Genomic DNA, 26,284 nt, shown 5'->3' with positions numbered 1-26,284 from the left:
CCTGACATGACATTGCATGTCCGGTCAGGATACGGACATAGTGCGGCATGAAGCGTCTCGACCCCTTTCTCCTGTCCCTCATTGGCGCGATTGCGCTGGCGTCCTTCCTGCCCTGCCGTGGGCAGCTGGAGCATATTCTCCAGCATGTCGTGACGATCCTCATCACGTTCATGTTCTTCTTTCAGGGCGCAAAGCTCGAACGCCATGCCATCGTGGACAGCGTGAAGGACTGGAAGGTTCAGGGGAGCGTGCTGCTCTGCACGTTCGCGCTGTTTCCACTGCTGGGGATCGGGCTGCATCTGCTGTTCCGGTCCGTCTTTCCGGATGCGCTGTTCGGTGAAGAGCTGTGGTCGGGCATCCTGTTCCTGTGCTGTCTGCCGTCCACCGTGCAGTCCTCCATCGCGCTGACCTCCATCGCGAAAGGCAATGTCCCGGCGGCGATCTGCGCGGCGACGGTCTCCAACATCGCGGGCATTGCACTCACGCCGCTGCTGACTGGACTGGTGCTCGGACATGTGGGCGCGGGACATTCGCCACTGGAGTCCATTCTCGACGTGAGCAAGGAGCTGCTGCTGCCATTCGCACTCGGGCAGATCCTGCAGAAATGGGTCGGACCGATCGTACGGAAACACAAGATCCTGATCTCGTTCACCGATCGCGGGTCCATCATCGTGGTGGTCTATACGGCGTTCAGTTCGGCCGTTGTGGAAGGGATCTGGCACCGGGTTTCGGGCGCGCATCTGCTGGAAGTCGCACTGCTCGACAGTTTCATGCTGGCGCTGGTTCTGGTGCTGTCGCATCTGATGGGCGACGGTCTGGGGCAGACAACGGAGAACAAAATCGCGCTCCAGTTCTGCGGTTCGAAAAAGTCGCTGGCGTCAGGCGTGCCGATGGCGAGCGTCATTTTCCCGGCGGCATCGGTTGGCATCATCGTCCTGCCGCTGATGATCTATCACCAGATCCAGCTCTTCACCTGCACGCTGCTGGCCCGGCGTTATGGGCGTCGCGCGCTCGAGACCAGCGACCAAGGCACGGCGACCTCGCCACAACGCCGCACGGCCACACCGTAAACCTCGGCGAACAGGGCGTCCGTCAGGACTTCGGCGGGAGTGCCTATACTGACGAGACGCCCCTGCGACAGGACGGCAATGCGCGTGCAAAAGCGGGCGGCGAGTGCAAGATCGTGCAAGACAACGGCGACAGCCTGACCCTGTGCAGCGTATTGGCCGAAGAGATCCATGACCGTCAGGGCCTGCGCGGGATCGAGCGCCGCGACGGGTTCATCAGCCAGCAGGATCGGAGCCTGAACTGCAAGCGCGCGAGCAAGCAGGACGCGGGCGCGTTCACCACCTGAGAGGCGGGCTGAGGAGCGGTCGGCGAAAGCGCTCATCCCGACCGCATCGAGAGCCTGCTGCACGGCGGCGGCGTCCTGTTCCGGCGAAGCCGTGCGGCGATGAGGCAGCCGTCCGAGCGTTACAACGTCCCGCACGGTCATGCCGACGGAAGCCGGCGCCTCCTGCGGAAGATAGGCCAGATGACGCCCGCGCTGTTCGGAGGGCATGGTGAACAGGTCCTGCCCGTCCAGCAGAACACGTCCGGTCTCGGGGCGCAGCAGACCGGCCATGATTCGCAGCAGTGTGCTCTTGCCCGCACCGTTGGGGCCAATCAGGCCGAGGACTTCACCGGGATGCACGTCCAGCGCGATATCGTTGAGAAGCCGGTTGCCCTGAAGGGTCAGGCTGATCGTGTCTGTCTGGAGGATCATGGCGCACTCCTCATACCGGCCTGCCGCGCAGGCGCCAGACCTGCCAAAAAAAGACCGGTGTTCCGATCAGGGACGTCACGACGCCGAGTTGCAGTTCGGCACCGCTGACGGGCAGGCGCACGAACAAATCCGCAGCCAGCAGAAGCGCCGCACCACCCAGCGCAGACGGCAGCAAAAGGCGCGACGGGCGAGCGCCGGCGAGCGGGCGCAGCAGATGCGGCATGACGAGGCCAACGAACCCGATCCCGCCCGCGACAGCCACACCACTGCCAACCGCGAGCGCCGTTCCGAGCACGACGCGCCACTGTACCGCACGCAAGGGGAAGCCCATCGTCTGGGCAACGTCTTCGCCAAGGGTCAGGGCGTCGAGGGAGCGTCTGGTGCTGAACAGCAGGGCCGAGCCGACCAGGAGGCCCGGTGTGGCGATCAGCACGTCATGCAGGCTGGCACGGGACAGGGAGCCCATGAGCCAGTGCATGATTTCGTAGGACGCATAGGGGCTCGGCACGAGGTTGAGCGTCAGGGCCAGAAGGGCAGCGCTCATAGAGCCCAGCGCGGCACCGGCGAGCACCAGAACCAGAGTGCCGCCACGGGTCAGGGCCAGAAGCAGGAGTGTCGCGAGCCCGGCGCCGGACAACGCCGCCAGCGGAAGCGCAGGCGCCCAGAGCGTAGAGACGCCGGTATAGAAAACCAGCACCGCCCCGAGTGCGCCACAACCCGAAATCCCCAGCACGCCCGGATCAGCGAGCGGATTGCGGACCAGTCCCTGCAGCGCCGCACCCGACAGGCCGAGCGTTCCGCCGATCAGCAAAGCGAGGATCATGCGCGGCAGCCGGATTTGACCAATAATGGTCGCGGCAATCGTCTCACGGCCATACAGCATGTCGGACAGGCCCTGAATGACGCCGATCCCCGCCGGGCCTGCGGACAGTGACAGGATGGCGAGGGCCAGAACCAGCGTGCACAGTACGGCGACAGTCAGTGTGTAGCGGCTCATGGCGAGGGCTCCGTGCCGGTCAGACGGTCATGCGCGGCGATCAGGGCGGTCAGCGCATCGAGGGTTTCGGGCGTACCGCACAGGGTGAGTCGCCCGGGAAGCGCCAGAAGATGCGGCCCCCTGAAACGGTCTTTCAACGCGGGATGCTGCACGGCGCTTTCAGCCAGAGAGGAACCTTCGGAAATCATGCCGGTCACCAAAAGGTCTGGCGGATGGGCGATCAGCATTTCTATCGGGATGGTGCCGTCAGAGCGTCCGAAAGTGGAGAGGCGAAAACCGGCCCGGGTCAGGATGTCCGTGATCAGGCCGCCTTCCTCGCCCGACAGATTGGCGCCGATAACTGTTGCAGTCAGGATTTTTTCCGGATGGGCCGCGTGCAGGTCTGGCAGATGATTAGTGAAAGTATGGGCCAGTTCCTCGCCACGGGCATCTTCTCCGATGGCGCGGGCTATGGTGCGGATCTGATTGGGAATATCCGTTAGCGACGCGGCAGACGGAAGCTGTACGAACGGAACGTGCATGGCACCTGTCACGAGCGGAACTGTCGGTTTGTGCCAGGTCCCGTCCAGAACAAGATCCGGGCGGGTAGCGACGAGGTTTTCACCATCCGGTCGCTGAACGGGATGGGTTTTTGCGGTCTCGCACTGCACGGATTCAGCGCAGTCGGCCGCCAAGGGGCTGAGACCCAGAATATGGGCAGGTTCTGCCAGTTCGAGCAGCAGTTCGTCCGTGCACAGATTCAGGGAAACGATACGGGTTCGTACCGGACCAGCATCTGCCGACCCGGTAAGCCAGCCCGACAGCAGCAGAACTGCCATCGGGGCTGAAAGGACGTGAAGGAACGCCTTAAAGGCCAAACGTCACACCGCCATAAAAGGACCGGCCTGGCTGGAGATAGCCGACCGGATTTTCATAATACCGGTTCCCCAGATTGTCGCCACGCACAAAGAGGGTGACGAAGTTCGCCAGCTTGTATTCCGCGGCGATGTTCACCGTCACATAGTCATGACCGATTGTGTTCATGGAGGTGTAACGGTCGAGATCGTGCCAGCCGCTGACATAGAGCAGGCTTGGCGTGATGCTCAGGCGCTTGGTCGGCGTCCAGATGACGCTGGCCGTAGCCTTGTGGCGTGGCCGGCGCACGAGGGCAGCGCCCGTGCTGCGGTTTGTGGCATCCGTCCAGGTGTAGGTGCCGCGCAGGTCCACGCTCTTGATGATGCGGTAATCAACAAAGGCTTCCACACCATGCGTCTGGGCGCGGGCGACGTTGATATAGGTGTAGTTATAACCCGACAGGGCATAGTTGATGAGGTTGCGGACATGGTTGCCGTAATAGTCGGCGCCAAAGGTCAGCTTGCCGTCCAGCAGACGCTCTTCAAACCCGGCATCGAAGCCCAGAAGGCGCTCGGCCCGCAGGTTCGGATTGGCAAGGGAGTAATAGGCCGGATAGCTGACGAAAAGCTGGTTCAGCGACGGACCATGGAAGCCCGAGCCACCGCTGGCCTTCAGTGTCAGGCCGGTGCCAGGAATCTTCACAGCCGGGGCGACACGCCAGGTCACGTAATTGCCGTAACGGGAATTGTTGTCGTAGCGGATATTGGCCGATCCGAAGAGAATGTCGTGCCAGTGGCCTTCGAGCTGGCCCCATGCGGCATTCGTCGTGGTCTGGGCATCGACCGGGGTCATGATCCGCTCGCGGATATAGTCATAACCCACGAGGAAGGAGCCGTTATGGCCGAGATGGGTCAGGCCCTGCCAGTCCACCTTCAGACGGTCGCCGCGATTGGACGAGATTTCCGGATCACCAGCCGTAATGTCATGACGGCGATAGGTGATGTACCCAACGCCCAGCGTCTGCTCGAACACGCCCTTGAAGGACTTCAGATGCGCCGTGCCACGCAGGATCGCCTGTTTTAGGTCGCTCTCGTTCTGCTGGGCTGACGGCAGCGCCGGATAGGAGCTGTAATCGTCGGCGACGTATTCGTAATCCGCCTGCGTCAGATGGGCCGTGAAGCCTAGGTCGAAGTTATCCGTCACGTCATAACCGAGCCGCACATTGGCCGTGCGGTTGTCGTTGCGGTTGGACGCGACGTCATGGTCGTGAACCTGCGCACGGATGGCTTTCGGCACGGCCTGATAGTCGCCGACATGGTTGTGCGAGACTTCAACCATGTAATGAAAACGGTGCAGCGAGCCCGAAACACCAGCCGTCTGGTTCTTCGTGGAATAGCTGCCGCCTTCAAGACGGACAAAACCGTGCAGCGGTCCCTGCCCCTGCTTGGTCGTCATGTCGATGACGCCGCCCATCGCATCCGCACCATACAGGCCGCCCTGCGGGCCGCGCAGGATTTCCACGCGGGCCAGACCGTCCGTCAGGAACTGCGCCGTATCAAATGCCCCGGCCGGGGTGGACGGATCGTTGATATCCATCCCGTCCAGCCGCACCTTCACTTCATTCGAGTTCACGCCGCGCATGAAGATTGATCCCGTGCCGCCGGGCCCACCCGTACGAACCATGTTCAGGCCCGGTTCACGCGCCAGAAGGTCGGCGAGGTCACGTCTCTGAAGAAGTTCAATGTCACGCTGGGTCACAACCGTAACCTGCGAGCCAACCTTGCTGAGATCCTGCGGGATACGGTTCGCCGTCACCGTGACAGTCTCGGACATGGAAGACGTCATGGATGCCAGAGACGCCGGGGGGGTATTGGTAATTTTCCCGGAAGAAGCGCCTGGGGGTGCCTTGGGTTTCTGCGCGGGATCCGGTTCCTGAGCGTGAGCGGACGCCAGTGCAGGAACGGTGACAAGCATGCTCGTCGCGAAGAGAAAACAGGGAATACGGGGCATGGTGATGGTAAGGTCTCGTTGTTCTGCGTTGCCCTCAAGAAGGAGGCAAACCCCGCAGCAGCGCGGTCTGACCCGGCGTTCCGATGCACCCCGCCCGGACCGTCCTTCGGACAACTCATACTGACGGCAGGTCTCCTGGCTTGTGCTCCGGCTTCAGGCCCCTTCCCGGCACAGGCCAGTGGATACATACCCTGAGGCCAGTCAGTCACTCCGCGAGGAATAACAGTCAGCACTTACAGTTGCGGGGGCAGCCGCAGTCTTGCACTGCGTTCCCTTTTCACCCGGAAGACCGGGCACCGTCAGGTGTCATGAAGCGCCCCGGGCAAAACAAGTCAAACACAAACGTCCATTCATGACGGATTTGGCACGGTACAGCCCTGCAACATGGCTTTCATTCCGTTACAATCCACACTTTGCTTCGACTATCCCCGCCAGTCACTGTTCCTCCCATCAGACACAGGATCAGGACACGATCATGACGCCCCCCTCTGCTGCCCAAACGGTTCAACAGGACTGCGCCCTGCCAGCAGGGCACACTGGCAGCAAGACAGAGGGGCCTGGCCTTCCCCAGCGCCTGTTGTGTACCGCCTTCCGGGTTCGGCAATATAACGACGTCCATGCCCGGGCTGCCGATCTGCGACTGCGCCTTCCGCTGGGCCAGAAGCGCCTTCAGAGGATCGAACGTATCCGGGAAGCGGGAGCATTTTTTATCCATGTCCCCAAGAACGGGGGGACTTCGATCTGTGACCTGCTGTATGGCGGGATCATGATGCATGAGACCTGGCGCTACTATCAGCATGTCGCGCCCGATCTGTCGCGGACCCTGCCCAGCTTTGCGATCTGGCGCGATCCGGTGGAGCGTTTCGTATCCGCATGGGCCTTCGCCCGTCGTGGCGGAACATCGCGAGTGAAAATCCATCCTTCCGTCAATGCACTTTACCGCTCTTTCCACACGCTGGATGATGCGATCAACCATGTGGAGTCCTGTTCATCGGTCTATGATATGGACCATGTCTTCCGACCGCAGACCCTTTATGTCTGCGACCGAAACGGCCAACTTGCCGTCGACCAGCTTTTCCCGATGCACAAGATCTCGTCCCTGCCCGACCTGGTGCCTGCCCTGCAAGGGAAGACAATTCCGCATCTGAACGGCAACAGCCATGATGTCGTGCCGACAAGCTGCCCAGGCAAAAAGGATTCGTCAGCTCTACAGCGCGGATGAAGCCCTGCGTCCCGCAGAATGAGATTTCGAAACGATCGGCCCCAGAAAAACGGGATCTGTCTTCTAAATGTCACAATGCATGGGGAGTTTCCTGCCATTTGTCGCCGTTACGGCAGTGAAATGTGACTAAATTGCCATACCCCCTCCATGTCATAATGTATCACCCTACATCTGATTGAAATAACACCGTCACTCATGCTTTTTCTCGGCTGAAAGTTCACCTGACCGAGAAAGACCGAAAATACGATGCGCCTTGCTCGCCTGCTTTCGACTTCGGCCCTGTTTGCGTTCGGTACGGTGTCGGCATTTGCCGCACCCGCAGACAGCACGGCTCCTTCTACCAAGAAGAGCCCTACGAAAGTCGCTGCTGCCGCTCCGTCCATGATGGGTAACACGGCTCCAACAGACGAACATGAAGAACATGTCTCTGTCAGCGGTCATCATACCTATTTCGATGGCGTAACACGCCGCGATGTCGGTGGTGGTCTGATGCAGAAACAGGACTCCGCAAAGTCCGTTTCTGCTATTTCCCGCGACTATATCGAAAAGCAGGCACCGGGCCAGGATCCGATGCAGCTGATCGCGCTGCTTCCAGGTGCGAACGTTACGTCTTCCGATCCGGCAGGCCTGACGGGAAGCCATATGAGCGCCCGTGGTCTCGACCAGGCGCAGATGGGTTTCACGCTTGAAGGTTTCCCGATCAACGATATCGGTTCCTTCTCGGTCTATTCCCAGGAAATCGTGGACTCCGAGAACCTGCGCAAGGTCAGCCTCGCACAGGGTTCGGCTGACCTCGACAGTCCGCATCTGAGCGCCACCGGCGGCGTGGTCGACATGTACATGATCGATCCGAAGATGCAGAAGGGCGGAGCTTTCGACGTCTCCTACGGTTCGTATGACTACACACGCGGCTTCCTGCGTCTGGATACCGGAAAAATCGGCCAGACCAATCTGCGCGCATATTTCTCCGGCTCCTATGCAACAGAAGATGCCATCCACTCCGAGGCAACAAACCGCAAACTGCATGCCGAAGCGAAGTTCGTGAATGACTGGGGTGATGGCAACCGCGTTTCGCTCGCGATCGTCGGCAACCGTCTTTACAATTACCTTACGCCGAGCGTGAATCAGGCCTCCTGGGACACGTACGGTTTCGGTGTGAAGGACAAGAACGTCGCAACCTGCTATAGCGGCAGCACCTGTACCCGTCCAAACGGTACGACGTTCGTCAATAAAACCGGCGCCACGATCAATAATACTGTCTATAATGGCGTTTATCAGCAGAACAACAGCAACTATTATAAACTACATCAGAACCCGTTTACGAACATCTATGCCAGTGCCCCGTCCACCTTCAAGCTGACCGATCATCTCGTCCTGACGGAGACGCCGTACTTCTGGTACGGGAGTGGCAGCGGTGGCGCAGCCTACTCCGTTCCCACGAACTGGGGCCAGACCACCATGGGTGGTACTCTGGACGGCAAGACCCCCGCGAAGGGCAGCCTTATCTATGAGCCGTCCATCACGACGACGTATCGTCCGGGTGCTGTCACGAAGCTGACGCTGACCACAGGCGTAAACCGTCTGATGGTCGGTTACTGGTTCGAGTATGCCAAGCAGTCCCAGACCGCACCGGGAACCGGCATCGGCGCCGATGGTACGCCGTGGAACCTGTGGGGTGGTGGGCCGAACTACGTGTTCAACGACGGCACGACCTACCAGTACCGTCAGTCCCTGACCCAGACGCGTACGCACACCATGTTCATCGGCGACAGCCTGTCGCTGTTCCATAACAAGCTGACCATCGACGCTGGCCTGAAATACGCGATCGTCACACGTGATGGTCACAACTTCCTGCCAAATACATCTACGGGTCCGTATATCGACAAGACGTATTACCAGCCGCTGCCGACGGCCTCGATCCGGTATCAGATCAATCCGGAGATGCAGGTTTTCGTCTCGGGCGCTACGAACTTCCGTATCCCGACGAACTACTCCCTGTATGATGCCGGCACGTACTACCTGCCGTCCAAAACTGCTTCCGGAAACTACTACGGAACGCAGGCCAACCAGAACCAGCAGCCGGAAATCTCCATTTCCGAAGAAGCCGGTTTTCGATACACTGGCCCGACGGTCATGGCCTCGGTCACGTATTTCCACTACAACTTCACGAACCGTCTGTTCTCCCAGACCGAATGTCTTGACAGCTCCTGCCTCAACTACGCCACGACTAACGTCAACGCCGGTGGCCAGAGCACAAACGGTGTGGATGCGGAAATCGGAACACGCCCGATCTTCTATCACATCCGTCCCTATGCCTCGTTCGAGTATGTTGATGCTCGCACCACGAGCAATCTTCGTGCCAGCAGCTCGAATACGGTCGACTACCTGAAGACAAGTGGCAAGTTTGCTCCGGACACCCCCAAGTATCAGGTCGGCTTTAATCTCGACTATGATGATGGCAATGTTTTCGGTGCCTACAAGCTGAAGTATGTCGCCAAGCAGTACTCCACCTTTATGAACGACCAGAGCATCCCTGGTTACGTCAAGATGGACATCACGGTTGGCTACCGCTTCAAGACGCTTGGTTTCCTACAGGCTCCGAACATTAAGTTGAATCTGACCAACATCACCAACAACCATTACCTTGGTTTCCCGACCTCGCCGACGACCAATGCCACTGCACAGCGCGGCATCTTCGGCAACACAATCAAGGGAACGGCTCCGACCTACATGATCGCTGCTCCTTTCGCCGCGATTGGTTCCGTCAGCGCCGGTTTCTGATCTTTCAGATCCTGCTGAGCCTGAATGCCCCATGCCGGTTTCCGGCATGGGGTTTTTCTTTGCTGGAAAGGCTCTGTGGGGACGGCTCTGCGCTCTTGCACTCTATTCGACGATATGGCCATTTAAGATCGCGCCAAAGATAAAGAGGATCCACGGTGGGCAGAACGAAAACAACGGCCAGGTCAGCGCTGGATCTCTATCTGGACGCTCTGCGGGATCACCTGTCCATTGAATCCAAGGCCATCGAGACTGCGCTTTGCGAGCTTCCTGTATGTGAGCAGTATCCGGAGCTGTGCCGCCGGATGGAGCAGGATCTGGCGATGGGCCGGAGTCATGCACGGGAGATCACGACCCTTCTGTCCCGGCATGGGCACCCTGCCCCGGTTCCGCATGAGACGGTCTCGTCCATTCTCAGCACGGTCTCGGGTCTGCTGCATGGCGGGGAGGAGCATGACGTTCTGAAGAACGTGCTGGCGGCGAGCGGGTATCGCGCGCATCAGATCACGTCCCTTCAGGTTCTGATCGTGCTGGCGCGGCAGCTTGGCTTTACGCAGGATGCGGCGGCTCTGGAATGTCTCAAGGACGAGGAAGTCGCTTCGACCAATGCACTTGAGGGGCTGATGCCTGAAATCGTAGCCCAGTATCTGGCTGCGGCCTGAGACGGCTCAACCCGGCTTGCAAGACATCCGCGAGGGCGTAAACTTCGTGCATGTCCTCATTCCGCTTTCTTCATGCTGCTGACATTCACCTCGACAGCCCCCTGAGGGGGCTGAGCCGTTACGAGGGGCTTCCCGAAGCGGAAATCCGCGGCTCCACGCGGCGCGCGCTGGACCGGCTGGTCGAGACGGCGCTGACGGAAAAGGTCAATTTCGTCGTGCTGGCGGGGGATCTGTATGACGGGTCCTGGCAGGATGTGGGGACCGGGCTTTACATGGTCCGGGCGCTGAGCCGTCTGGTTCAGGCGGGTATCCGGGTCGTGACGCTTTCGGGCAATCATGATGCCCAGTCGGTCATTGCGCGCGAACTGCCGCTGCCGGACGGGATCGACCATTTCTCCTATGATGCGCCGCAGACGCTGCACTGGCCTGAGCTGGGCGTGGCGCTGCATGGACAGAGTTTCCGGGACCGGCATGTCACGCAGGACATGACACGCGCCTATCCCGCGCCGGTGGCGGGGCGCTTCAATATCGGTGTGCTGCATACGTCGCTCTCGGGGTATGGGGAGCACGAGACCTATGCCCCCTGCTCCGTCGAGACGCTCTCGGCCAAGGGGTATGATTACTGGGCGCTGGGGCATGTCCATGCGCGCGAAATTGTCTGCAAGCATCCGTGGATCGTGTTTCCCGGCGTGCTTCAGGGGCGCCATGCACGCGAGACCGGGGCGTGTGGGTGTGAGCTGGTCACGGTTGAGGACGGGATCGTCCGGTCCGTCGATTTTGTGGAATGTGATGTGGTGCGCTGGTGCCGGTTGGAGCTGGATGTCAGCGACATGCAGACCATGGATGCGGTTCTGGGTGCCGCACGGCGGGAAATGGAAGACGCGCTGTCCGAAGCCGGGGGACGGACGGTCATTGCGCGGATCGTGCTGACGGGACGGAGTGTTCTGCATGGCCGACTGTGCGCGTCGCAGGCGTGGAAAGAGGATCTGCGGAGCATTGCGGTGTCGATGGCGCAGGGATCCGCGCAGATTGCGCTGGAAAAAATCCGGAACGAGACGTCCGGTCCTGTGCATCGGGCCGGGGTGGCGGAGACGCGGGAGCTGGATCTGGCGCTTGAGGGGCTGATGCAGGACGAGGAATTTCTGGCATCCCTTCCGGACGCGTTTGAAGGATTTTTCTCCGCCCTGCCCTCCTGCGTTGAACGCGACAGTCTGATGGCAGAGGGGCAGTTTCCGCTGGAACAGGCCCGGGCGGCCTTGCGGGCGCGGCTTGTGGGGGAGACGGACTAATGCGTTTCGAACGTCTCGACCTTCTACGCTATGGCGGCTTTCAGGATGCCACGCTGACCTTCCCAAAGGGCGAGCGGGACCTGCATGTGATTTATGGTCCGAACGAGGCCGGCAAATCGACGACGCTCTGTGCCATCCGGGATTTTCTGTTTGGGTTTCCGCATCATGTTTCGGGCGGGGACTGGATGACGGCAGCGTCGCTGCTGCGGGTTGGCGCCTGTCTGGAGCAGGATGGGACGGTTTTTGAAGGCGTCCGGCGTCGGGGACGGAACCAGACGCTTTTTGCGGCGGATGACAAAGCGGCTCTGGATGATCTGCCGTTGCGCACCTGGCTCGGCGGTCTGGATGCGAAAGGGTTCGAGGCGGCTTGGGCGCTGGATCATGCGCGGCTACGGGAAGGCGGCGAGGAAATGCGTCGGCTGAAGGATGATGCGGGGCTTCAGATCCTGGCGGCAGGGCTGGGGCTTGAGGGCGTTGGGAAGCTGGCGACGACGCTTCAGGAGGATGTTGGTTCGGAATGGAAATCCGGGCGGGCGCGTTCGGCACTTCAGCAGGCGCGACTGAAGCTGACGGAGTTACAGAAGACACTGCGAAATGACACAACAACGGCAAGACAACTTTCCGTTGCGAACAAGGAACTTTCTGAATCAGAAACAGAAAAACTGGTTTGCGAAAAAGACGAGCAAGCTCTTGGCGTACGTCGCAGAACCAATTCCCGTCTGAAAATGACGTCTGTTCCGTTTCAGAAACTTACCGATATAAAAACGGAATTAAGCTCTTTTCCCAATTGGAATTTGACGCTTCAGGACTGTGTCCGGTTCGTCGAAATCCTTGATACGCTGCGCAGGGAAGAGCATGCGCTTTCAATAGAACGCCAGAGATTTGAAACGATATCGGAACAGGTTCAGGCGTTTGGAAAGGTCCATCCCGTTCTGGCCGAGCAGGAGGCGATCAGGGCCCTTCTGAATCATGGAGTGCTTGTTGAACGGCTTGAAGCAACGGCCGGAGACCGTCAGGCGCGGCTGACGCGGGACGGAATCTGGCTGGAGCAGTTCTGGGCACGACATGGATGTGAAGCGGGTATTCTGCCAGCTCTGGCGGAACTGGACGCTCTGGATCAGCGGCTTCAGGCCCGTACCCAACTGCACACGCAGGAGCAGGATCTTCGGGACCGGCTGCAGGAAACGGAACAGGCGCTGAAGCTTCTGCATCCTGAAGCCGTTTCGAAGGCAGATGAAAAAACAGTTTCTGAGCGTTTGCGTCTGTTCCGGCTGGAACTGGATGACGCGAGAAGTCTGGGTCCACTGGATGAGCGGATCGACAGTCTTTCCGCAGACATTGCACGGCAGGCGGATATTACAGCGGCGGCTTATGGGGCGCTGGTGCCGTGGCGTGCGAAAACCTCTGACCGCAGGGGGGAACTGACGGACCTCGCATTGCCAGACATGGCAACGCTTGAAGACGAGGCACGGCTCTGGACGGTGCTGGAGGATCAGCGGCGCGTTGCGCGCGATGACGAACAGGCGGCAGAAACGGAAGGCGCGCATCTGGCGCAGCAGCGACGGCGGCTGGAGGAAGACGGGCAGGCCGTTTCGCTGGAGGAGCTTGTCACCACGCGGCAGAAACGCGATCGGCTCTGGGAAGACATGGAGCGTCATTTCCGGTCTGAGACGTGTCCACCCCCTGCGATGCGGGAAGCCTTTGGCGTTCTGGTGCAGAATGCGGACAGTCTGGCGGACCGTCGTCATGCCCATGCCGAGCAGTCGGCGCAACTTGCTGCACTGTCGCGTCAGGGTGAAGACCTTGTGCTCCGGGTGCAGGACGTGCAGCGCAGGGCGGCTCATGCCGAGGCGGAAATGGAGCGGCGCAGTGTCGCCTGGGGGGCGTTGCTGGAGACGCTTGGTGCACCGGCGTTACCGCCTGCCTCGCTTCAGGTCTGGATCACGCGACGACAGGAGGCACTTGCGGCTGAGGATGTGTTGCACGGCATGCGGGCGCAGTTGCAGAAGGCGACGGACAGCCGGGCCGATATGGCGCGCCGGTTGCGGGTTTTCGTGGCGGAATGTGCATCGGATCGGCTGGCGGTTCAGATCCGGCAGGCTGCGGCCGTTCTGGAGCAGGACGAGGGCGACGCGCGACAGGCAGAAGCGCGGACAAAGGATCGCCATCGGCTGGAAGAGGCCCACGCAAAAGACAGGGCAGCGCTTTCCAGACTGGAGCGCAGACTTGCGCAATGGGAGGCAGACTGGACGCTGGCGTGTCAGGAATGTCGTTATCCGGGGCGGCCGGAACGCGCTGATCTGCTGGATGTGCGTGAAGCGCGAACGATCCAGACGCGACTGGAGAACGAGCAGAAGGAACAGGCGTCCGAGGCACGCGATATTGCGTCTTTCCGCACCGAACTGGGAGCGTTTCTCCAGCGCTATGGGCAGGGATCTGCGGCGGAGCTTGAAAACTTCCTGACGCGGGAACAGGGACGCGAGCAGGAGCGGCTTTCTGTTGTGCAGCAGCAGAAGACGCTTGAGGAGCATATTGCGCAGGCGGATCTGCGGGTTTCGGAACTGCAGGCTGAGCTGGTGCCGCTACGCGCGCTGCTTGGTGTCGGGGAAACTGACGATTTGCGGCAGGCTCTGTCGCGGGCGGAAGAGCGGGCACGGCTTTGTCAGACACGCGATGCGTTGCGGGACCAGATCCTGCAAGCAGGAAATGGCCGGCCGATCGAAGCGTTGCTGGAGGAAGCCCGGGGAACGGATCCGGCGCAGCTTGAGCAGGAATTCGAAGCGATCGAGGCTGAAACGACGGCTCTGAATGCCCGGAGGTCAGAGGTGGATGAGCGGCTGTTCAAGGCGCGGGCGGTTCTGGCGGAACTGGAAAATACCCGGGGGGTGCATGAGACGGCCGAGGAAATTCAGGAGACGGAAGCGGAAATTGCCGAACGGGCCAGCCGGTATGTTTCGCTGAGGCTTCAGCAGTTGATGCTGTCGCGGCTGGTGGAGCAGGGGCGACAGAAGGCGCATGGGCCGCTGATGTCACGGGCGGGGGATCTGTTCTCGCGGCTGACTCTGGGGCGTTACGACGGGCTTGCAACGGAAGACGAGGGGTCGGACGGGCTGGTTCTGGCTGGAAGCAGGCCGGGGAACACGACGCTTGTGCCGGTTCATGCCATGAGTGAAGGCACACGCGACCAGCTTTATCTGGCGCTGCGTCTGGCATCGGTCGAGCAGGCGCTGGACCGGGGGCTGCGTCTGCCTTTTCTTGCAGATGACCTGTTCGTGACGTTCGATGAAGAGAGGACTGCGGCCGGTTTGAAGATCCTGTCAGAAATTTCAGAGAAAACGCAGGTACTATTTTTTACCCACCATGGGTATATCTTAAATCAATCGAAAGAAATTGGCTGCACTATAGAACTATAATTTCGTTTTTAAAAAAATATTTACTGTGCGCTGATCTCAGGTCTTTTGGCCGCTCAAATGACACTGGGTGACGACACAGTATGAAATACCGCCTGACTATTTCCCTAGGGTAAGATTTTTCCTATATCCATTCCGTTATGGTTGTTTCGCTTGGTTTTTCTACTGAAATGGTGTCTAGCGGCATTCTCACCTTCCCTCCCAGAGCATGGTTGTGACTGACAGCCCCCGCGGTGGTCTGAACGCACAGCGGATTATTCCGCTGGCCACGCTTGCCATTCCTCCGCGTGGGATGGATCCGGTTGTTGTTCGTCTCAATACAGCCCTGTCGCCCGCGATTGCCGAAATTCTGGAGCGGGATCGGACGGTGCTGGTGCTGTCGCGGCACTCCACAGGAAAGCTTTATCTGGATCAGCGCCAGTTCGCTGCGCTGACCTCACCTCCGGGTGTTGAACCAACTGCGGACGTCTTTCTGCTCAGTGTCGCGCGCAAGCCGCTCCTGCGACACCTTCCGATGCTTTCGGGTCTGGCGCCTTTATCCTTCGATATGGAGCGGGGACCGGGCGCTTTCCTGCTAGCCGGGGCATCCATGCTTGAGGCGGGCGTTCTGGATGGCACAATCCCCCAGACACGTCAGCGTCTTTTGCAGCACGTCACGGACCTGCTGATTACTGCGATTCTGGACTGCCTGGACCTGGAAGTCAGTGTGGCTGGGCGCCGGCGGCATCGGCAAAAGCATATCCGCCAGTATATCGAAACACGCCTGCACGAACATGATCTGACGCCCCAGAGCATTGCCGAGGCATCCGGAATTTCAACACGGGCGCTCTATCAGCTTTTTGATGGTGAGGCAGGGGCTGTTGCCGGCTGGATGCTCAATCGTCGGCTGGAACGCATTCATGCGGATCTGATGAATCCAACCCATGATGCATTGCCAATTGCACAGATTGCGCTGAACCATGGTTTTCGAAATGCCGCGCATTTCTCCCGGCGATTCCGGCAGAAATTCGGTGCATCACCTCGGGAGATCCGTCAGCGTTCTTCCATGCGGCTGGAGCAGCCAACAGCATCAGTCCGGGGCTGACTGCATTCCCTGGACGAGGCGGGTGGTGGACTGGCCTTCAACAAGATTTACCAGCACAACCTTGCCGCCGTAACTTTTGACCACGTCTGCGCCGACCACCTGATCTTCCGTATAATCTGCCCCTTTGACAAGAATATCCGGCTTGAGAGTGCGGATGATGTCGAGCGGTGTGTCGTCGTCAAACAAGACGACAAGATCGACCGAACGCAGGGCGCCGATCACACGGGCACGGGCCTCTTCCTTCTGGACCGGTCGGGTAGGGCCCTTGAGGCGGCCGACGGAGGCATCCGTATTCAGCGCCACGACAAGGCGGTCTCCTTCACGGGCCGCAGCCTGAAGCAGGCTGACATGACCAGGATGGACGAGATCGAAGCATCCGTTGGTGAACACCACTTTCGCGCCGTGCCTGTGCCAGCTTTCCACGATGCGGGCAGCCTGTGCGACTGGAACGAGGGCGCCGGTTTCGGGCATTTCCTGCAGCAGTTCGCGGGAAAGCTCTTCACGCGAGACCGTAGCGGTGCCGAACTTGCTGACAGACAGGGCAGCAGCGGCGGTTGCAATGACGACGGCTGTTTCGAGCTTTTGTCCAGCGGAAAGCACAGTGGCGACTGTGGCGACGACGGTATCGCCAGCGCCTGAAACGTCAAAGACTTCGGATTTACGGCTGGCGACATGAAGAGGCTTCGCATCCTGCTGCCACAATGTCATGCCGTCTTCCGAGCGGGTGACGAGGACGTCTCCCCCAAACTGGCCCGACAGGGTCTCCGCAACTTTCAGAACTTCAGAATCCGTACGGGCAGGCAAACCACTGGCCTGTTCCGCCTCAATACGATTGGGTGTGACGAGCGTGGCACCCGCATAGGCTTCCAGTGTGCGTCTTTTAGGGTCCACGATGACCGGAATACCCTTGTCCCGACCAGCCGCGATGATAACCCGCAGGACCTCATCCGTCAGAACACCTTTGGCATAGTCCGAGCAGACGAGCACGTCGGAAATGGCGATCGCACGGAGAGCCTCCTCCATGAGGCGCTGCTGCACCATTTTGGAAAGGGGAGTAAGCTTTTCAACGTCGATGCGCACGATCTGCTGGCGACCACTGACAACACGGGTCTTGGTGATGGTGGTCCAGTCAGCGGAGGAAACGATCCCGTCCATCTGGATAGTGGGCCAGAGTTTCAGGGTGTCTTTTAACCGCAGAGCCGATTCATCCTCGCCAACAAGCCCGACAAGATGCACATGCGCCCCCAGGGCAGCAGCGTTGACGGCCACATTGGCAGCCCCACCAGGCACCGAACGCACACCGTCATGCAGAACGACGGGGACCGGCGCCTCAGGAGAAATACGACTGACGCTCCCCGAGACATACTGATCCAGCAGCAGGTCACCAATCACCGTAATGCGGCCAAAGCGGAAATCGTCGATCAAGGCCTGCTTCTCCTTCAGTCATGCGCAGCATTTCATATTTCACCGAGGCGGGAAAAAAGAAAAGGCGAGGGAAACATCCCTCGCCTTTGCTGGTCGCTACAGTTGTATATTTCCGCACATGCCGCCGTTTACTCTGCGGCTGGCACAGCCAGCAACAGTGCGAGCGAGCGCCCAAATCCTGTCGGATCGGGGAGGGGTTCACCTTCCTGAACGCGGGCCAGATCCAGGAGGACGCTGGCATAGTCCTTGACGCTTTCGCCCTTTGAAACGCGCTCCGTCAGAGCCTTGATAAGCGGGTGCTTAGGGTTGATTTCGAGGATTGGCGGCATGGCGGGCATGGCCTGACCCGAGCGGCGCATCAGACGCTGCATCGTCAGGTCCGGGCCGCCATCGGATGTGATGACGACAGCGCTTCCCGTCAGGCGCACCGTGCTGCGAACGTCTTTGACCTGTTCGCCAAGGGCATCCTTGAGAGCGGGAACCAGCTTTTCGACATCAGCAGCTTCAGTCGTGTCGGCATCAGCGGATTCGAACTTCTCCAGATCGCCATGGGAATGACTGACTGAGCGCAGAGGCTTGTCCTGATAGGAGGACAAACGCTCGGGCCAGAAGCCATCCACGGCATCTGACAGAAGCAGAACTTCGAGGCCGCGGGCACGGAAACCTTCAAGCTGAGCCGAAGATTTAAGGGCGTCGAGGTTATCACCGGTCAGGTAATAGATGGCGTCCTGACCATCCTTCATGCGCGATACGTAGTCATCCAGCGTGACCAGATCATCGCCATACGTAGAGTGGAAGCGGGCGAAACCGGCAATTTCCGTCCGGTGTTCAGCGTCTTCCCACAGGCCTTCCTTGATGACGGCACCGAAGTTTTCCCAGAACGTGTTGAAGCCGCCATCGGCTTCTTTCGCGCGGTTACGTATCTCGGTCAGGACACGCTTGGTGACGGCTTTGCGGATGCGGGCCAGGACCGGAGTGGCCTGAAGCATTTCACGCGAGACGTTGAGCGGCAGGTCTTCGGTGTCGACGACACCCTGAACGAAGCGCATCCAGTTCGGGACCAGTTCGGCTTCGTCGGTGATGAACATGCGGCGGACATGCAGATGGATCCGGCTTTCGCGGGACTGCTCCATGAAGTCGAACGGGCGGGCGCTGGGCAGGAACAGCAGCGCCGTGAACTCGGTCACACCTTCCGCGCGCCAGTGCAGCGTCGCATAGGGTTCATCGAAAGCGCGGGAAACATGCCGGTAGAATTCGGCATACTGTTCCGGGGTGATCTCGGATTTCGGCTTGCTCCACAGGGCCGTGCCTTCATTGGCAGCCTGATCTTCCGTGGTGCCGTCTTCCTTGGTTTCACGCAGCGTGATGGGCCAGGAGATATGATCTGCCCATTTGCGGATGGTGGATTTCAGGCGCCAGCTGTCGAGGAACTCGTCAGCGTCGTCCTTCATGTGCAGGACGATATCGGTGCCCGGCGTGGAGCGGGAGGCCGGGCTCAGTGTAAAGGCGCCCTTGCCATCGGAAGACCAGGTCCAGGCCTGATCCGAACCCGCCTTGCGGGACGTAACGTCCACACGGTCTGCAACCATGAACGCCGCGTAGAAACCGACACCGAACTGGCCGATCAGGTTCGGACGGTCTTCCGGCTTTGCAGAGTTCAGCTTTTCTCCGAAAGCGCGGGTGCCGGAACGGGCAATCGTGCCAAGATTCTGGGCCAGTTCGTCATGGGTCATGCCCACGCCGTCATCGGAGATTGTCAGTTCTTTCTGGCTCTTGTCCGGATTGATGCGGATGGACGCGTTTTCCGGAAGCGCCAGCGCGCTGTCTGTCAGAGCTTCAAAACGGCGCTTGTCCGTGGCGTCTGCCGCGTTGGCGACGAGCTCACGCAGAAAGATTTCACGATCCGAATAAAGGGCATGGACCACCAGATCCAGAAGACGGCCCACTTCGGCACTGAATTCGTGCTTTTCGGCAGTCTGCTGGTTGTTCGTTTCACTCATCTCATCAATCTCCGTCAAGGAAAGTGATCTGGATATGCGGTGTCACAAACTAATTTTCAACAGGCATCGGCCTCTGAATCAGAGGTAAGAGGCCAGCGTCATGCCTTTCATGTCGGCGATGAGCGAATAGGATGCCTGAAGCTGGTTGTTGGTGTCTGTCACCTGCGTTGAGACCTGGGCCAGATCGGCATCTTTCGCCTGTCCGAGCTGGGTGGTCAGAGCGGCAGACATTTGAGTCAGCATGGATGTCTGGGTTGTCAGGCTGTTCTGCTGGACACCCAGAAGACCACTCATGTCCCCGAGACCGCTCGTCACTGTGTCCATGGAACTCTGAAGGCCTGAGATCAGGCTGGAATAGTCACTTGAGCCTGTTGAGGATGAGCCAAGGGACGCGACCACCATCAGGTTACGCATCAGGTCCCGGATTGGTGAGGTTGTGGACGTGGAGGTCGCACCCTGAGTGGCAACCATACCGACGGACACCGTTTCGGACTGGCCGACAATGACCTGCGTCTTCTGCTGGTAAGCCTGATCGGCCGAAGTGGAAACTGTTGCGGAAAAAGGTTGCCCGGCTGCGGTGTTGCTGGCGAGATCCTGCGTCGTGCTGAGCACATCGTCCGCGCTGGTTGAGCCCAGCTGGCTGACGGTCTGTTCGATCTGGGTGGCCAGATCCGAAGTGGCCAGATCTGTGCTGACGGGGGCGGTCGTGCTCTGCTGCCCGGCGAAAACATAGCTGTCACCCTGCTTTGTGTTCAGCAGATTGCCCAGCGAGGTCAGGGCCGACTGGGCGGCACTGGCAGCCGTTGTCACGCTCGAATAGGACATCGTGCTTCCGAGTGTGGAAAGCGAACTCGTCAGATTCTGGGCAATGGTGGAAATCTGTGACAGAGCCGACTGTGTCGTCGTCAGGGTATTCTGGGCATTCGTGACGTTATTCGTCCAGGCAGAAACCTGCGTGATTGCCGGTTGAAGGGCGAGAGCCTGTGTCCGGGAGGAACCAAGGCCGGCGTAGCTGCTGGAAAGAACGCCGGTCGAAGCCTGGAGCTGAAGTGCGCTCTGGCTTTGTGAAAGATTCTGGACACCGAGAAGGAGCTGGCTGGAGATGCCTCCAAAACCGAAGCTGGAGATGGTTCCGGTCATGATCAGGATCCGATTGCGTTCAGCAGGGCGCTGAACATTGTCTGGACGGTCGAAACGACTTTGGCATTGGCCGCATAGGCGTTCTGCAGGGTGACGATATTGGCCATTTCCGTATCCACTGAGACGGTGGAGGTTCCGGTAAGGTTGGATGTCAGGCTGGTTTGTGTCGTCTGCGACAGGGCGAGGCCACTACTGGCATCGCTTGCGGTGGCGGCCTGTTTTGCCGTCAGGGATGTTGCGAGGGAGACGATCCCCTGATTGCCGGTATATCCCGTCGAAAGGTTTCCGGTCACGCCGAGCCCGGTGCTTGGTGCAGCTGTCTGGGCAGTTCCGGAGGCATCGGACGTTGTTCCGAAAGCGTAGCTCAGGACATTCTGGATAGTCTGCGTGCCCGACGAGCTGCTGTCGAGCAGTTTGGACGGATCATCGGTATAGACGCTGGAGACGCTCATTTCCTGCGAAAAGCCAACGCTTCCGGTCGGTGTGAGATCTGTCTGCGATGTGCCCGGAACGGTGCCGTCTGCGCCGGATGTGAAAAGGGGCATGCCCTGATCGTGCAGACGGGTGGCGACGGTTGAGGTCAGGGAGTCCAGCTGTGCCTGCATGGTGGGAAGCGTCGTGTCACGCAGGGTAATGTTGGCGCCCAGCGTTCCACCGGTCAGATGGGTGGTGACGTCCTGACCATTCAGCGTGATGGCAGGGATCGTGTTGCTGGAAGACGTGCCGGGATAGGTCGTACTGACCGAGATCTGGGCCGAGGACGTGGAAAGCGGCCACGTGGAGGACACGGTCGCGGGACTGGCGCTGCTGGTGTCGCGTGTGGGGAGCGTAACGCCATCTGCCGTGCTGATGGTCATGTCGCCGTTTGCGGACTCGGACCAGGAGACGGACAGTTCCGAAGACAGGGATGACAGGGCCGTGTAACGCTGGTTTTCCAGTGCCGCCGTATCCTGCCCTGTGCTTTTGAGGTTCATGATCTTGGTGGACAGGGCACCGATCGTGGTGAGATCGGTGTTGATGTCTGAAACCGATGAGACCACGGCGTTCTGGGCGGTCTGACGCTGGGTCTGGTAAGCAGAGGACAGGGTGTTGACGGACTGGGCGAAGCTGGCGGCGGCAGAGACGACGGTGCTCTGGGCCGAGGCGCTGTCAGGTGTGGAGGTCAGGGAGGTCAGGGCTGACTGAAGATTGCCCAGCTGATCGGACAGTGTGCCGCTGCTGCCGGAGGTGGCCGTGGTCGAGCCCTGAAGTGCCGTGATGTTGGACAGGGAATTGCTGGTGGCGGTGTAAGCCGCCACGTCTGCATTCTGGGCGTAGAGCGCTTTTTGAACCTGCTCGTTCGTGGCCAGTGTTGTAGCGGCGGTGCGAACACCAGAGCCCATATTGCCGGCTACGCTCGACTGAACATTGGCGGTTTCCTTGATATAGCCGCTTGTTCCCGCGTTGGAGACATTGTTGGACGCAACGGCCATGGCGTTCTGAACGGCGTTCAGGCCTGAGGTTGCAATCGAGAGTGCGCTGTTCAGTCCCATCGAGCAGGTATCCTTTCAGTCCGGCTTACTGGATCATTGCCAGTGTGGTCTGAAGCAGCTGATCGGCCGTGGAAACGACCTTCGTGTTCGCGCCATAGGCCTGCTGCGCCACGATCAGCTTGCTGAGATCACCGGTCAGATCAGATGTGGATTCCTCGATGGAGCCGGTGGTCAGGGTGCCGGCGCCGTTGGTGTTGACAGCATTGATCTGCGGACTGCCAGACTGTGAGGTGGCGGTATAGGCCTGCCCGTTCTGGGGAGAGAGGCTGTTCGGATCTGCGAAGGTCGTCAGCGGAACCTTGGCAACGAGCTGGGAATAGCCGTTGTCAAAGGTTGCCATGACCGAGCCGTCGGTCTGCATGGAAATGCCGGAGAAATTGCCGCTGGTGACGCTGTCGGAAACCGTTGTGACGCCAGAGGGCGTGGAGCCGTCTGTGGCGAGGCTGACACCACTGGTGCCGCCGATGGTGCCCAGGCTGACGGTCATATCCTGAGGGGAGCCTTCATATTCGAAGCTGGCGGCCGACCCCGATGCCTGGCTCTGTCCGTTAACGGAGGCAAGAGCGCCGGTGGAGGCATCGAATTTCACGGTCGCGGTATTGTCCGCATTATTGGCATTGCTGACGGTCCAGGTCGTGGCGTCAACCTGCGTCCAGTTCAGCGAAACTGTCTGGGCATTGCCCTTGCTGTCATAGGCCATGGCCGAAGTGGTGGCGCTTCCGCCGCTGGAGGTCGCGCTGCTGCCGATCTGGCCGGTCATGGTCAGCTTCGTGCTTTCGGTCGGCTGGAACGCAATGGTGGAGGGGACCTGAATGGGGCTGAGAGACGTGCTCAGGCTGCCTGTGGAGGAATTGACGTTGTATCCCTCCAGATAATAGCCGGACGTGTTGACCAGATAGCCGTTCTTGTCCTGCGAAAAGTCGCCATTCCGGGTGTAATACTGCTGCGAGCCGAGGACGGGCGAGCTGTCGTTGCTCTGACCTGTAGCCTGCACAACATTGAAAAAACCGTTGCCTGAAATGGCCAGGGCTGTGCTGTTGGTCGAAGTCGTGACCATGCCCTGGTTATCGGTATGCTGCTGGGTGGTGGCAACGACGCTGTCACTCAGGGCCTGACCGTCATTGGTGAGTTCGTTATTGGTGACGTAGTCTTCAAAGCTGGTGGTGGTCGCCTTGTAGCCGGTGGTCTGGCTGTTGGCGATGTTGTTGGACAGGTCTGTGAAGGCGTGGGACTGCGAATTCAGGCCGCTGACGGCGGTGTGGACCGCATTGATGATCGAGGACATGGCATACTCCCGGACATGGAACAGGCTGCGGGTCGTATGCCCGAGCATCACCAGCAAGGATTCCACAGCGGATATTAAGGAAGTCCTTACAAGCGGAAAAAGGGCAGACTCGCCTCTGCAAACAGTGGATTCGAGCTTTGTCAGAGGGTGAGAAAGCCGTGAAAAAACGCCAGTAGCCTCTGGTTCTCCGGCTCTGAACCGGGCATTGTGTATGGGCATGCCTCAGCCAGACGACGACCCTAAAAAGCCCAGTATTCCTGACGATTCTCCGGTCAGACCCGCAAGATTCGTTCATGGCAGCATCATGCGCCATGTCGTGACCATGGCCGGGACAGGGGCGATCGGGCTCATGGCCGTGTTTGCGGTCGATCTGCTCAATTACGGCTATATTTCCCATCTGCATGACAAGACACTGACGGCGGCGATCGCGTTTGCGACGGCGGTCAGTTACGTGCAGGTCTCGGTTTCGATCGGCATGACGATCGGGCTTGGAGCCTGCACGGGACGGCTGATCGGGGCGCGGCAGCATGCCGAAGCACGGCGTCTGGCCTCGGCATTTCTGGTGGTCATGGTGGCGATTGCCGCCGTTCTGGGGCTGCTGACAGCGACGTTTGCGACACCTCTGCTGGGGCTTTTGGGGGCTCAGGGCGAGGCACAGCAGCATGCGGCCCGGTTCCTGCGGATCGTTTCTCCGGCTTTGCCGCTGGTCTGTATGGGGATGGCGCTTTCTTCGCTTTTGCGCGCGGTTGGGGATGCGAAACGCTCGATGCGGGTGACGCTGACCGGGGCAGTTGTTTCGGCCTGTCTGGATCCGATCATGATTTTCGGGCTGCATCTGGGGCTTGAGGGCGCTGCGATCAGCACGGTTCTGGCGCGACTGGCTATTACGGCAAGTGGATTTCTGAACCTTCGGGGTCATGCCATGCTGGAATGGCCGAAACGGTCGGCATTCGGGCCTTCGACACGGCTGATTGGCGGCATTGCGGTGCCGGCGATTGCGACCAATCTCGCCACGCCGACGGGGGCGCTGTTCGTGACGCACGCGATGGCCCGGTTCGGGCTGAATGCCGTGTCAGGGCAGGCAACCATTGACCGGATCGTGCCGGTGGCGTTTTCGCTCGTCTTTGCACTGACAGGCTCGGTGGGGCCGATCATGGCGCAAAACCTCGGTGCGCGGCAGATCCATCGCGTGCAGGAAGCGCTTCTGGCGGCGCTCAAGCTGACGGCGCTGTGTGTGGGTGTAACGTGGCTGGTCCTTGCGGCGGCGCATAATTACATCCTGCAGCTTTTCGAGCTTCAGGGTGTGGGCGTGGATATCGTGCGGCTGTTCTGCTGCTGGCTGGTGCTGAGTTACATGTTTGTCGGGCTGTTGTTCGTCGCAAATACGGCGTTCAACAATCTGGGGCACCCGTTCTATTCCACGGGTTTCAACTGGGGCCGGGCGACGCTGGGGACCATTCCGTTCGTGTGGATCGGCTCGGCTTACGGGCCAATCGGGATTCTGGTCGGGCAGTCGCTGGGCGTGGTGCTGTTTGGAAGTCTGGCGGTAGTGACGGCGTTCCGGGTGATCCGGAAGCTGGAGCCGGATATCGTAAAGCCGTAAACGGGTTGTTTGGTTTGCCGCCACGTCTCTGGGACCATCTTGGTGGCCCAGGTTCGCAGCGGCGAAATGGCGCTTTATCGGGCGGAGAGAGCGCTCTTCTTTGCGGCTTTGATATTGCTCTTGGCGATCTTGCGGGCCTTGAGGCGTTCGAGACGCTCTTTCATGGCCATTTTCTCATAGCGGATGCGCTGGCGGATCCAGTTCAGCAGGCCTGAAGCTGTCAGGACGGCGATGCCGACGAAGGTCCAGCGATCGAGAGGCTGCTTGAAGAGGAAGTAGCTCAGCGCGACACCCCAGGCCATCTGGCTGTATTGCGGCAGGGCGACGCGGTTCGCCGGTGCCCGGGCGGTTGCGAGCATCATGCAGAGCTGTCCGAGAGCGGTCAGGAAGCCGTAACCGAACAGGAAGAACCAGATCTTTGTGTTGGATGGCCATGTGGCGTGGGCCATCATGAGAAGGCCGTTCCCCACCAGCGCGCCCATCAGACTGGATCCGAAGAGCGACAGGCGGACGGTTTCCTTGCTGGCGATGCGATAGGCGATCACGCTGCCCGCATTGGCGCAGGCGGCCAGAAGGGCGCAGAGATGCCCCAGATTGAGCGGTCGCATTCCCGGGCGCAGGACGATGAGAACGCCTGCAAAGCCGAGGCCGACAGCCAGCCAGGCCCAGAACGTCACCTTCTCCTTGAGCAGAACGACGGACAGGATCGTGACGAACAGCGGCATCAGGAAGGTGATCGACAGCGCCTCGGGCATCGAGAGCAGCATGAAGGCTTTGACGCTGGCGGCTGTGGCGACGAAGACGCAGACCGCGCGCAGCAGCCACATGCCGCGGAGCTTCGGGCGCACGATGTCGAGATAGGATTCACCCGATTTGCGGATGAAGGGAAGAATGAGAAACCCGAACACACCGCCAAAAAACGCGACCTCAAAGGGGTCGAGACTCCCGTCCAGCAGTTTGGAAAAAGCGTCGCTGATGGCGAACGCAGAATAGGCTCCGAAGGCCAAGGCCATTCCGGAGAAGAGGGTTTTGGTGTCCATAAGGCGCGGGGACTCTGACGGGAGAGAGAGAGAGAGAAGGAAACGTGCTGGAAAATGACCTGGCAGTCCCGAAACACCTAATGAAGAGCGTCCGGACCTGAATTGAGGGCATCAGTAATTTCGGTCAGGCTTCTTAGAAGAAGTATTATGGAAATTCAAACCCGTTTCCGGAACATCGAATATTTTATTCTTTAATTGCCACATATAT

At 59.8% G+C, this 26,284-nt stretch carries 18 protein-coding genes and 1 riboswitch; of the genes, 8 read left to right on the top strand and 10 right to left on the bottom strand.

Translation table 11 applies throughout. The annotated features are described in order from the left end of the window. Nucleotides 1-47: 47 nt before the first annotated feature. Nucleotides 48-1,070 carry a bile acid:sodium symporter family protein gene (locus tag JK202_RS09765; RefSeq protein ID WP_211560563.1) on the top strand — a complete coding sequence of 341 codons (1,023 nt, stop codon included), beginning with the start codon at nt 48-50 and terminating at the stop codon, nt 1,068-1,070. On the opposite strand, the gene JK202_RS09760 is transcribed toward JK202_RS09765, so the two are convergent. The 4 genes from JK202_RS09760 to JK202_RS09745 are packed head-to-tail and all read right to left on the bottom strand — an operon-like array spanning nt 995 to nt 5,606. Beyond that, the gene (locus JK202_RS09760) at nt 995-1,765 is read right to left on the bottom strand and encodes an ABC transporter ATP-binding protein (RefSeq protein WP_211560561.1); all 771 of its coding nucleotides are present in this window, start codon (nt 1,763-1,765) and stop codon (nt 995-997) included. The two genes, JK202_RS09765 and JK202_RS09760, sit on opposite strands and share 76 nt — an antisense overlap. A 10-nt stretch (nt 1,766-1,775) precedes the next feature. After that, nucleotides 1,776-2,762, bottom strand: a complete 987-nt coding sequence (locus JK202_RS09755; protein ID WP_211560559.1) for an iron ABC transporter permease — start codon at nt 2,760-2,762, stop codon at nt 1,776-1,778. After that, entirely contained in the window at nt 2,759-3,580 is an 822-nt protein-coding gene (locus tag JK202_RS09750) for an ABC transporter substrate-binding protein (protein ID WP_211560558.1), read from the bottom strand. Before JK202_RS09750 ends, JK202_RS09755 begins: the two co-directional genes overlap by 4 nt. A gap of 28 nt (nt 3,581-3,608) precedes the next feature. After that, the gene (locus JK202_RS09745; RefSeq protein WP_249199911.1) at nt 3,609-5,606 is read right to left on the bottom strand and encodes a TonB-dependent siderophore receptor; all 1,998 of its coding nucleotides are present in this window, start codon (nt 5,604-5,606) and stop codon (nt 3,609-3,611) included. A gap of 107 nt (nt 5,607-5,713) precedes the next feature. Next, a riboswitch (cobalamin riboswitch) is annotated at nt 5,714-5,922 on the bottom strand. Between the two features lie 159 nt (nt 5,923-6,081). Here JK202_RS09745 and JK202_RS09740 point away from each other — a divergent pair. From JK202_RS09740 to JK202_RS09715, 6 genes are all read left to right on the top strand, one after another. Continuing rightward, complete coding sequence (locus JK202_RS09740; protein ID WP_249199910.1) at nt 6,082-6,828, top strand: sulfotransferase family 2 domain-containing protein; 747 nt, start codon at nt 6,082-6,084, stop codon at nt 6,826-6,828. Between the two features lie 246 nt (nt 6,829-7,074). Beyond that, complete coding sequence (locus tag JK202_RS09735; protein ID WP_211560557.1) at nt 7,075-9,609, top strand: TonB-dependent receptor; 2,535 nt, start codon at nt 7,075-7,077, stop codon at nt 9,607-9,609. 155 nt (nt 9,610-9,764) lie between these two features. After that, nucleotides 9,765-10,268, top strand: a complete 504-nt coding sequence (locus tag JK202_RS09730) for a DUF892 family protein (protein WP_211560556.1) — start codon at nt 9,765-9,767, stop codon at nt 10,266-10,268. Nucleotides 10,269-10,318: 50 nt separating this feature from the next. Beyond that, on the top strand, nt 10,319-11,557 hold the full coding sequence (locus JK202_RS09725; protein ID WP_211560555.1) for a DNA repair exonuclease: 1,239 nt from the start codon (nt 10,319-10,321) through the stop codon (nt 11,555-11,557). Next, nucleotides 11,557-14,970, top strand: coding sequence for an AAA family ATPase (locus JK202_RS09720; RefSeq protein WP_211560554.1), 3,414 nt, complete (start codon nt 11,557-11,559; stop codon nt 14,968-14,970). Before JK202_RS09725 ends, JK202_RS09720 begins: the two co-directional genes overlap by 1 nt. 211 nt (nt 14,971-15,181) lie before the next feature. After that, nucleotides 15,182-16,051, top strand: coding sequence for a helix-turn-helix domain-containing protein (locus JK202_RS09715; protein ID WP_211560552.1), 870 nt, complete (start codon nt 15,182-15,184; stop codon nt 16,049-16,051). On the opposite strand, the gene rfaE1 is transcribed toward JK202_RS09715, so the two are convergent. The 5 genes from rfaE1 to flgE all read right to left on the bottom strand — a co-directional run bounded on the left by rfaE1 (nt 16,037) and on the right by flgE (nt 23,481). Beyond that, on the bottom strand, nt 16,037-17,476 hold the full coding sequence (gene rfaE1 / locus JK202_RS09710; RefSeq protein ID WP_211560550.1) for a D-glycero-beta-D-manno-heptose-7-phosphate kinase: 1,440 nt from the start codon (nt 17,474-17,476) through the stop codon (nt 16,037-16,039). The genes JK202_RS09715 and rfaE1 overlap by 15 nt on opposite strands. Nucleotides 17,477-17,604: 128 nt before the next feature. Continuing rightward, nucleotides 17,605-19,476: a molecular chaperone HtpG gene (gene htpG, locus JK202_RS09705; protein WP_211560548.1), complete on the bottom strand. Its 1,872-nt coding sequence runs from the start codon at nt 19,474-19,476 to the stop codon at nt 17,605-17,607. A 78-nt stretch (nt 19,477-19,554) separates the two neighbouring features. Continuing rightward, nucleotides 19,555-20,616 (bottom strand): flagellin, encoded by a 1,062-nt coding sequence (locus tag JK202_RS09700; protein WP_211560546.1) that lies wholly within the window; start codon nt 20,614-20,616, stop codon nt 19,555-19,557. A gap of 2 nt (nt 20,617-20,618) precedes the next feature. Continuing rightward, on the bottom strand, nt 20,619-22,148 hold the full coding sequence (gene flgK / locus JK202_RS09695; RefSeq protein WP_211560544.1) for a flagellar hook-associated protein FlgK: 1,530 nt from the start codon (nt 22,146-22,148) through the stop codon (nt 20,619-20,621). Nucleotides 22,149-22,173: 25 nt separating this feature from the next. Continuing rightward, nucleotides 22,174-23,481 carry a flagellar hook protein FlgE gene (gene flgE, locus JK202_RS09690; protein ID WP_249199907.1) on the bottom strand — a complete coding sequence of 436 codons (1,308 nt, stop codon included), beginning with the start codon at nt 23,479-23,481 and terminating at the stop codon, nt 22,174-22,176. 256 nt (nt 23,482-23,737) lie between these two features. Here flgE and JK202_RS09685 point away from each other — a divergent pair, with 256 nt between their 5' ends. Further along, nucleotides 23,738-25,036 (top strand): MATE family efflux transporter, encoded by a 1,299-nt coding sequence (locus JK202_RS09685; protein ID WP_211560792.1) that lies wholly within the window; start codon nt 23,738-23,740, stop codon nt 25,034-25,036. 74 nt (nt 25,037-25,110) lie between these two features. Here JK202_RS09685 and JK202_RS09680 read toward each other — a convergent pair whose 3' ends face one another. Beyond that, entirely contained in the window at nt 25,111-26,076 is a 966-nt protein-coding gene (locus tag JK202_RS09680; protein WP_249199903.1) for a DMT family transporter, read from the bottom strand. Nucleotides 26,077-26,284 lie beyond the last annotated feature (208 nt).

The organism is Gluconobacter sp. Dm-62, from assembly GCF_018256155.1.
Taxonomy (GTDB): Bacteria; Pseudomonadota; Alphaproteobacteria; order Acetobacterales; family Acetobacteraceae; genus Gluconobacter.
Note: the sequence above shows the minus strand (reverse complement) of the source record. Positions and strands in the feature narration are given on the sequence as shown.

Coding starts and splice junctions, on each gene's coding strand:
- JK202_RS09765 (WP_211560563.1), top strand. CDS start 48: ATGAAGCGTCTCGACCCCTTTCTCCTGTCCCTCATTGGCGCGATTGCG.
- JK202_RS09760 (WP_211560561.1), bottom strand. CDS start 1,765: ATGATCCTCCAGACAGACACGATCAGCCTGACCCTTCAGGGCAACCGG.
- JK202_RS09755 (WP_211560559.1), bottom strand. CDS start 2,762: ATGAGCCGCTACACACTGACTGTCGCCGTACTGTGCACGCTGGTTCTG.
- JK202_RS09750 (WP_211560558.1), bottom strand. CDS start 3,580: ATGGCAGTTCTGCTGCTGTCGGGCTGGCTTACCGGGTCGGCAGATGCT.
- JK202_RS09745 (WP_249199911.1), bottom strand. CDS start 5,606: ATGCCCCGTATTCCCTGTTTTCTCTTCGCGACGAGCATGCTTGTCACC.
- JK202_RS09740 (WP_249199910.1), top strand. CDS start 6,082: ATGACGCCCCCCTCTGCTGCCCAAACGGTTCAACAGGACTGCGCCCTG.
- JK202_RS09735 (WP_211560557.1), top strand. CDS start 7,075: ATGCGCCTTGCTCGCCTGCTTTCGACTTCGGCCCTGTTTGCGTTCGGT.
- JK202_RS09725 (WP_211560555.1), top strand. CDS start 10,319: ATGTCCTCATTCCGCTTTCTTCATGCTGCTGACATTCACCTCGACAGC.
- JK202_RS09720 (WP_211560554.1), top strand. CDS start 11,557: ATGCGTTTCGAACGTCTCGACCTTCTACGCTATGGCGGCTTTCAGGAT.
- htpG (WP_211560548.1), bottom strand. CDS start 19,476: ATGAGTGAAACGAACAACCAGCAGACTGCCGAAAAGCACGAATTCAGT.
- JK202_RS09700 (WP_211560546.1), bottom strand. CDS start 20,616: ATGACCGGAACCATCTCCAGCTTCGGTTTTGGAGGCATCTCCAGCCAG.
- flgK (WP_211560544.1), bottom strand. CDS start 22,148: ATGGGACTGAACAGCGCACTCTCGATTGCAACCTCAGGCCTGAACGCC.
- flgE (WP_249199907.1), bottom strand. CDS start 23,481: ATGCTCGGGCATACGACCCGCAGCCTGTTCCATGTCCGGGAGTATGCC.
- JK202_RS09685 (WP_211560792.1), top strand. CDS start 23,738: ATGCGCCATGTCGTGACCATGGCCGGGACAGGGGCGATCGGGCTCATG.
- JK202_RS09680 (WP_249199903.1), bottom strand. CDS start 26,076: ATGGACACCAAAACCCTCTTCTCCGGAATGGCCTTGGCCTTCGGAGCC.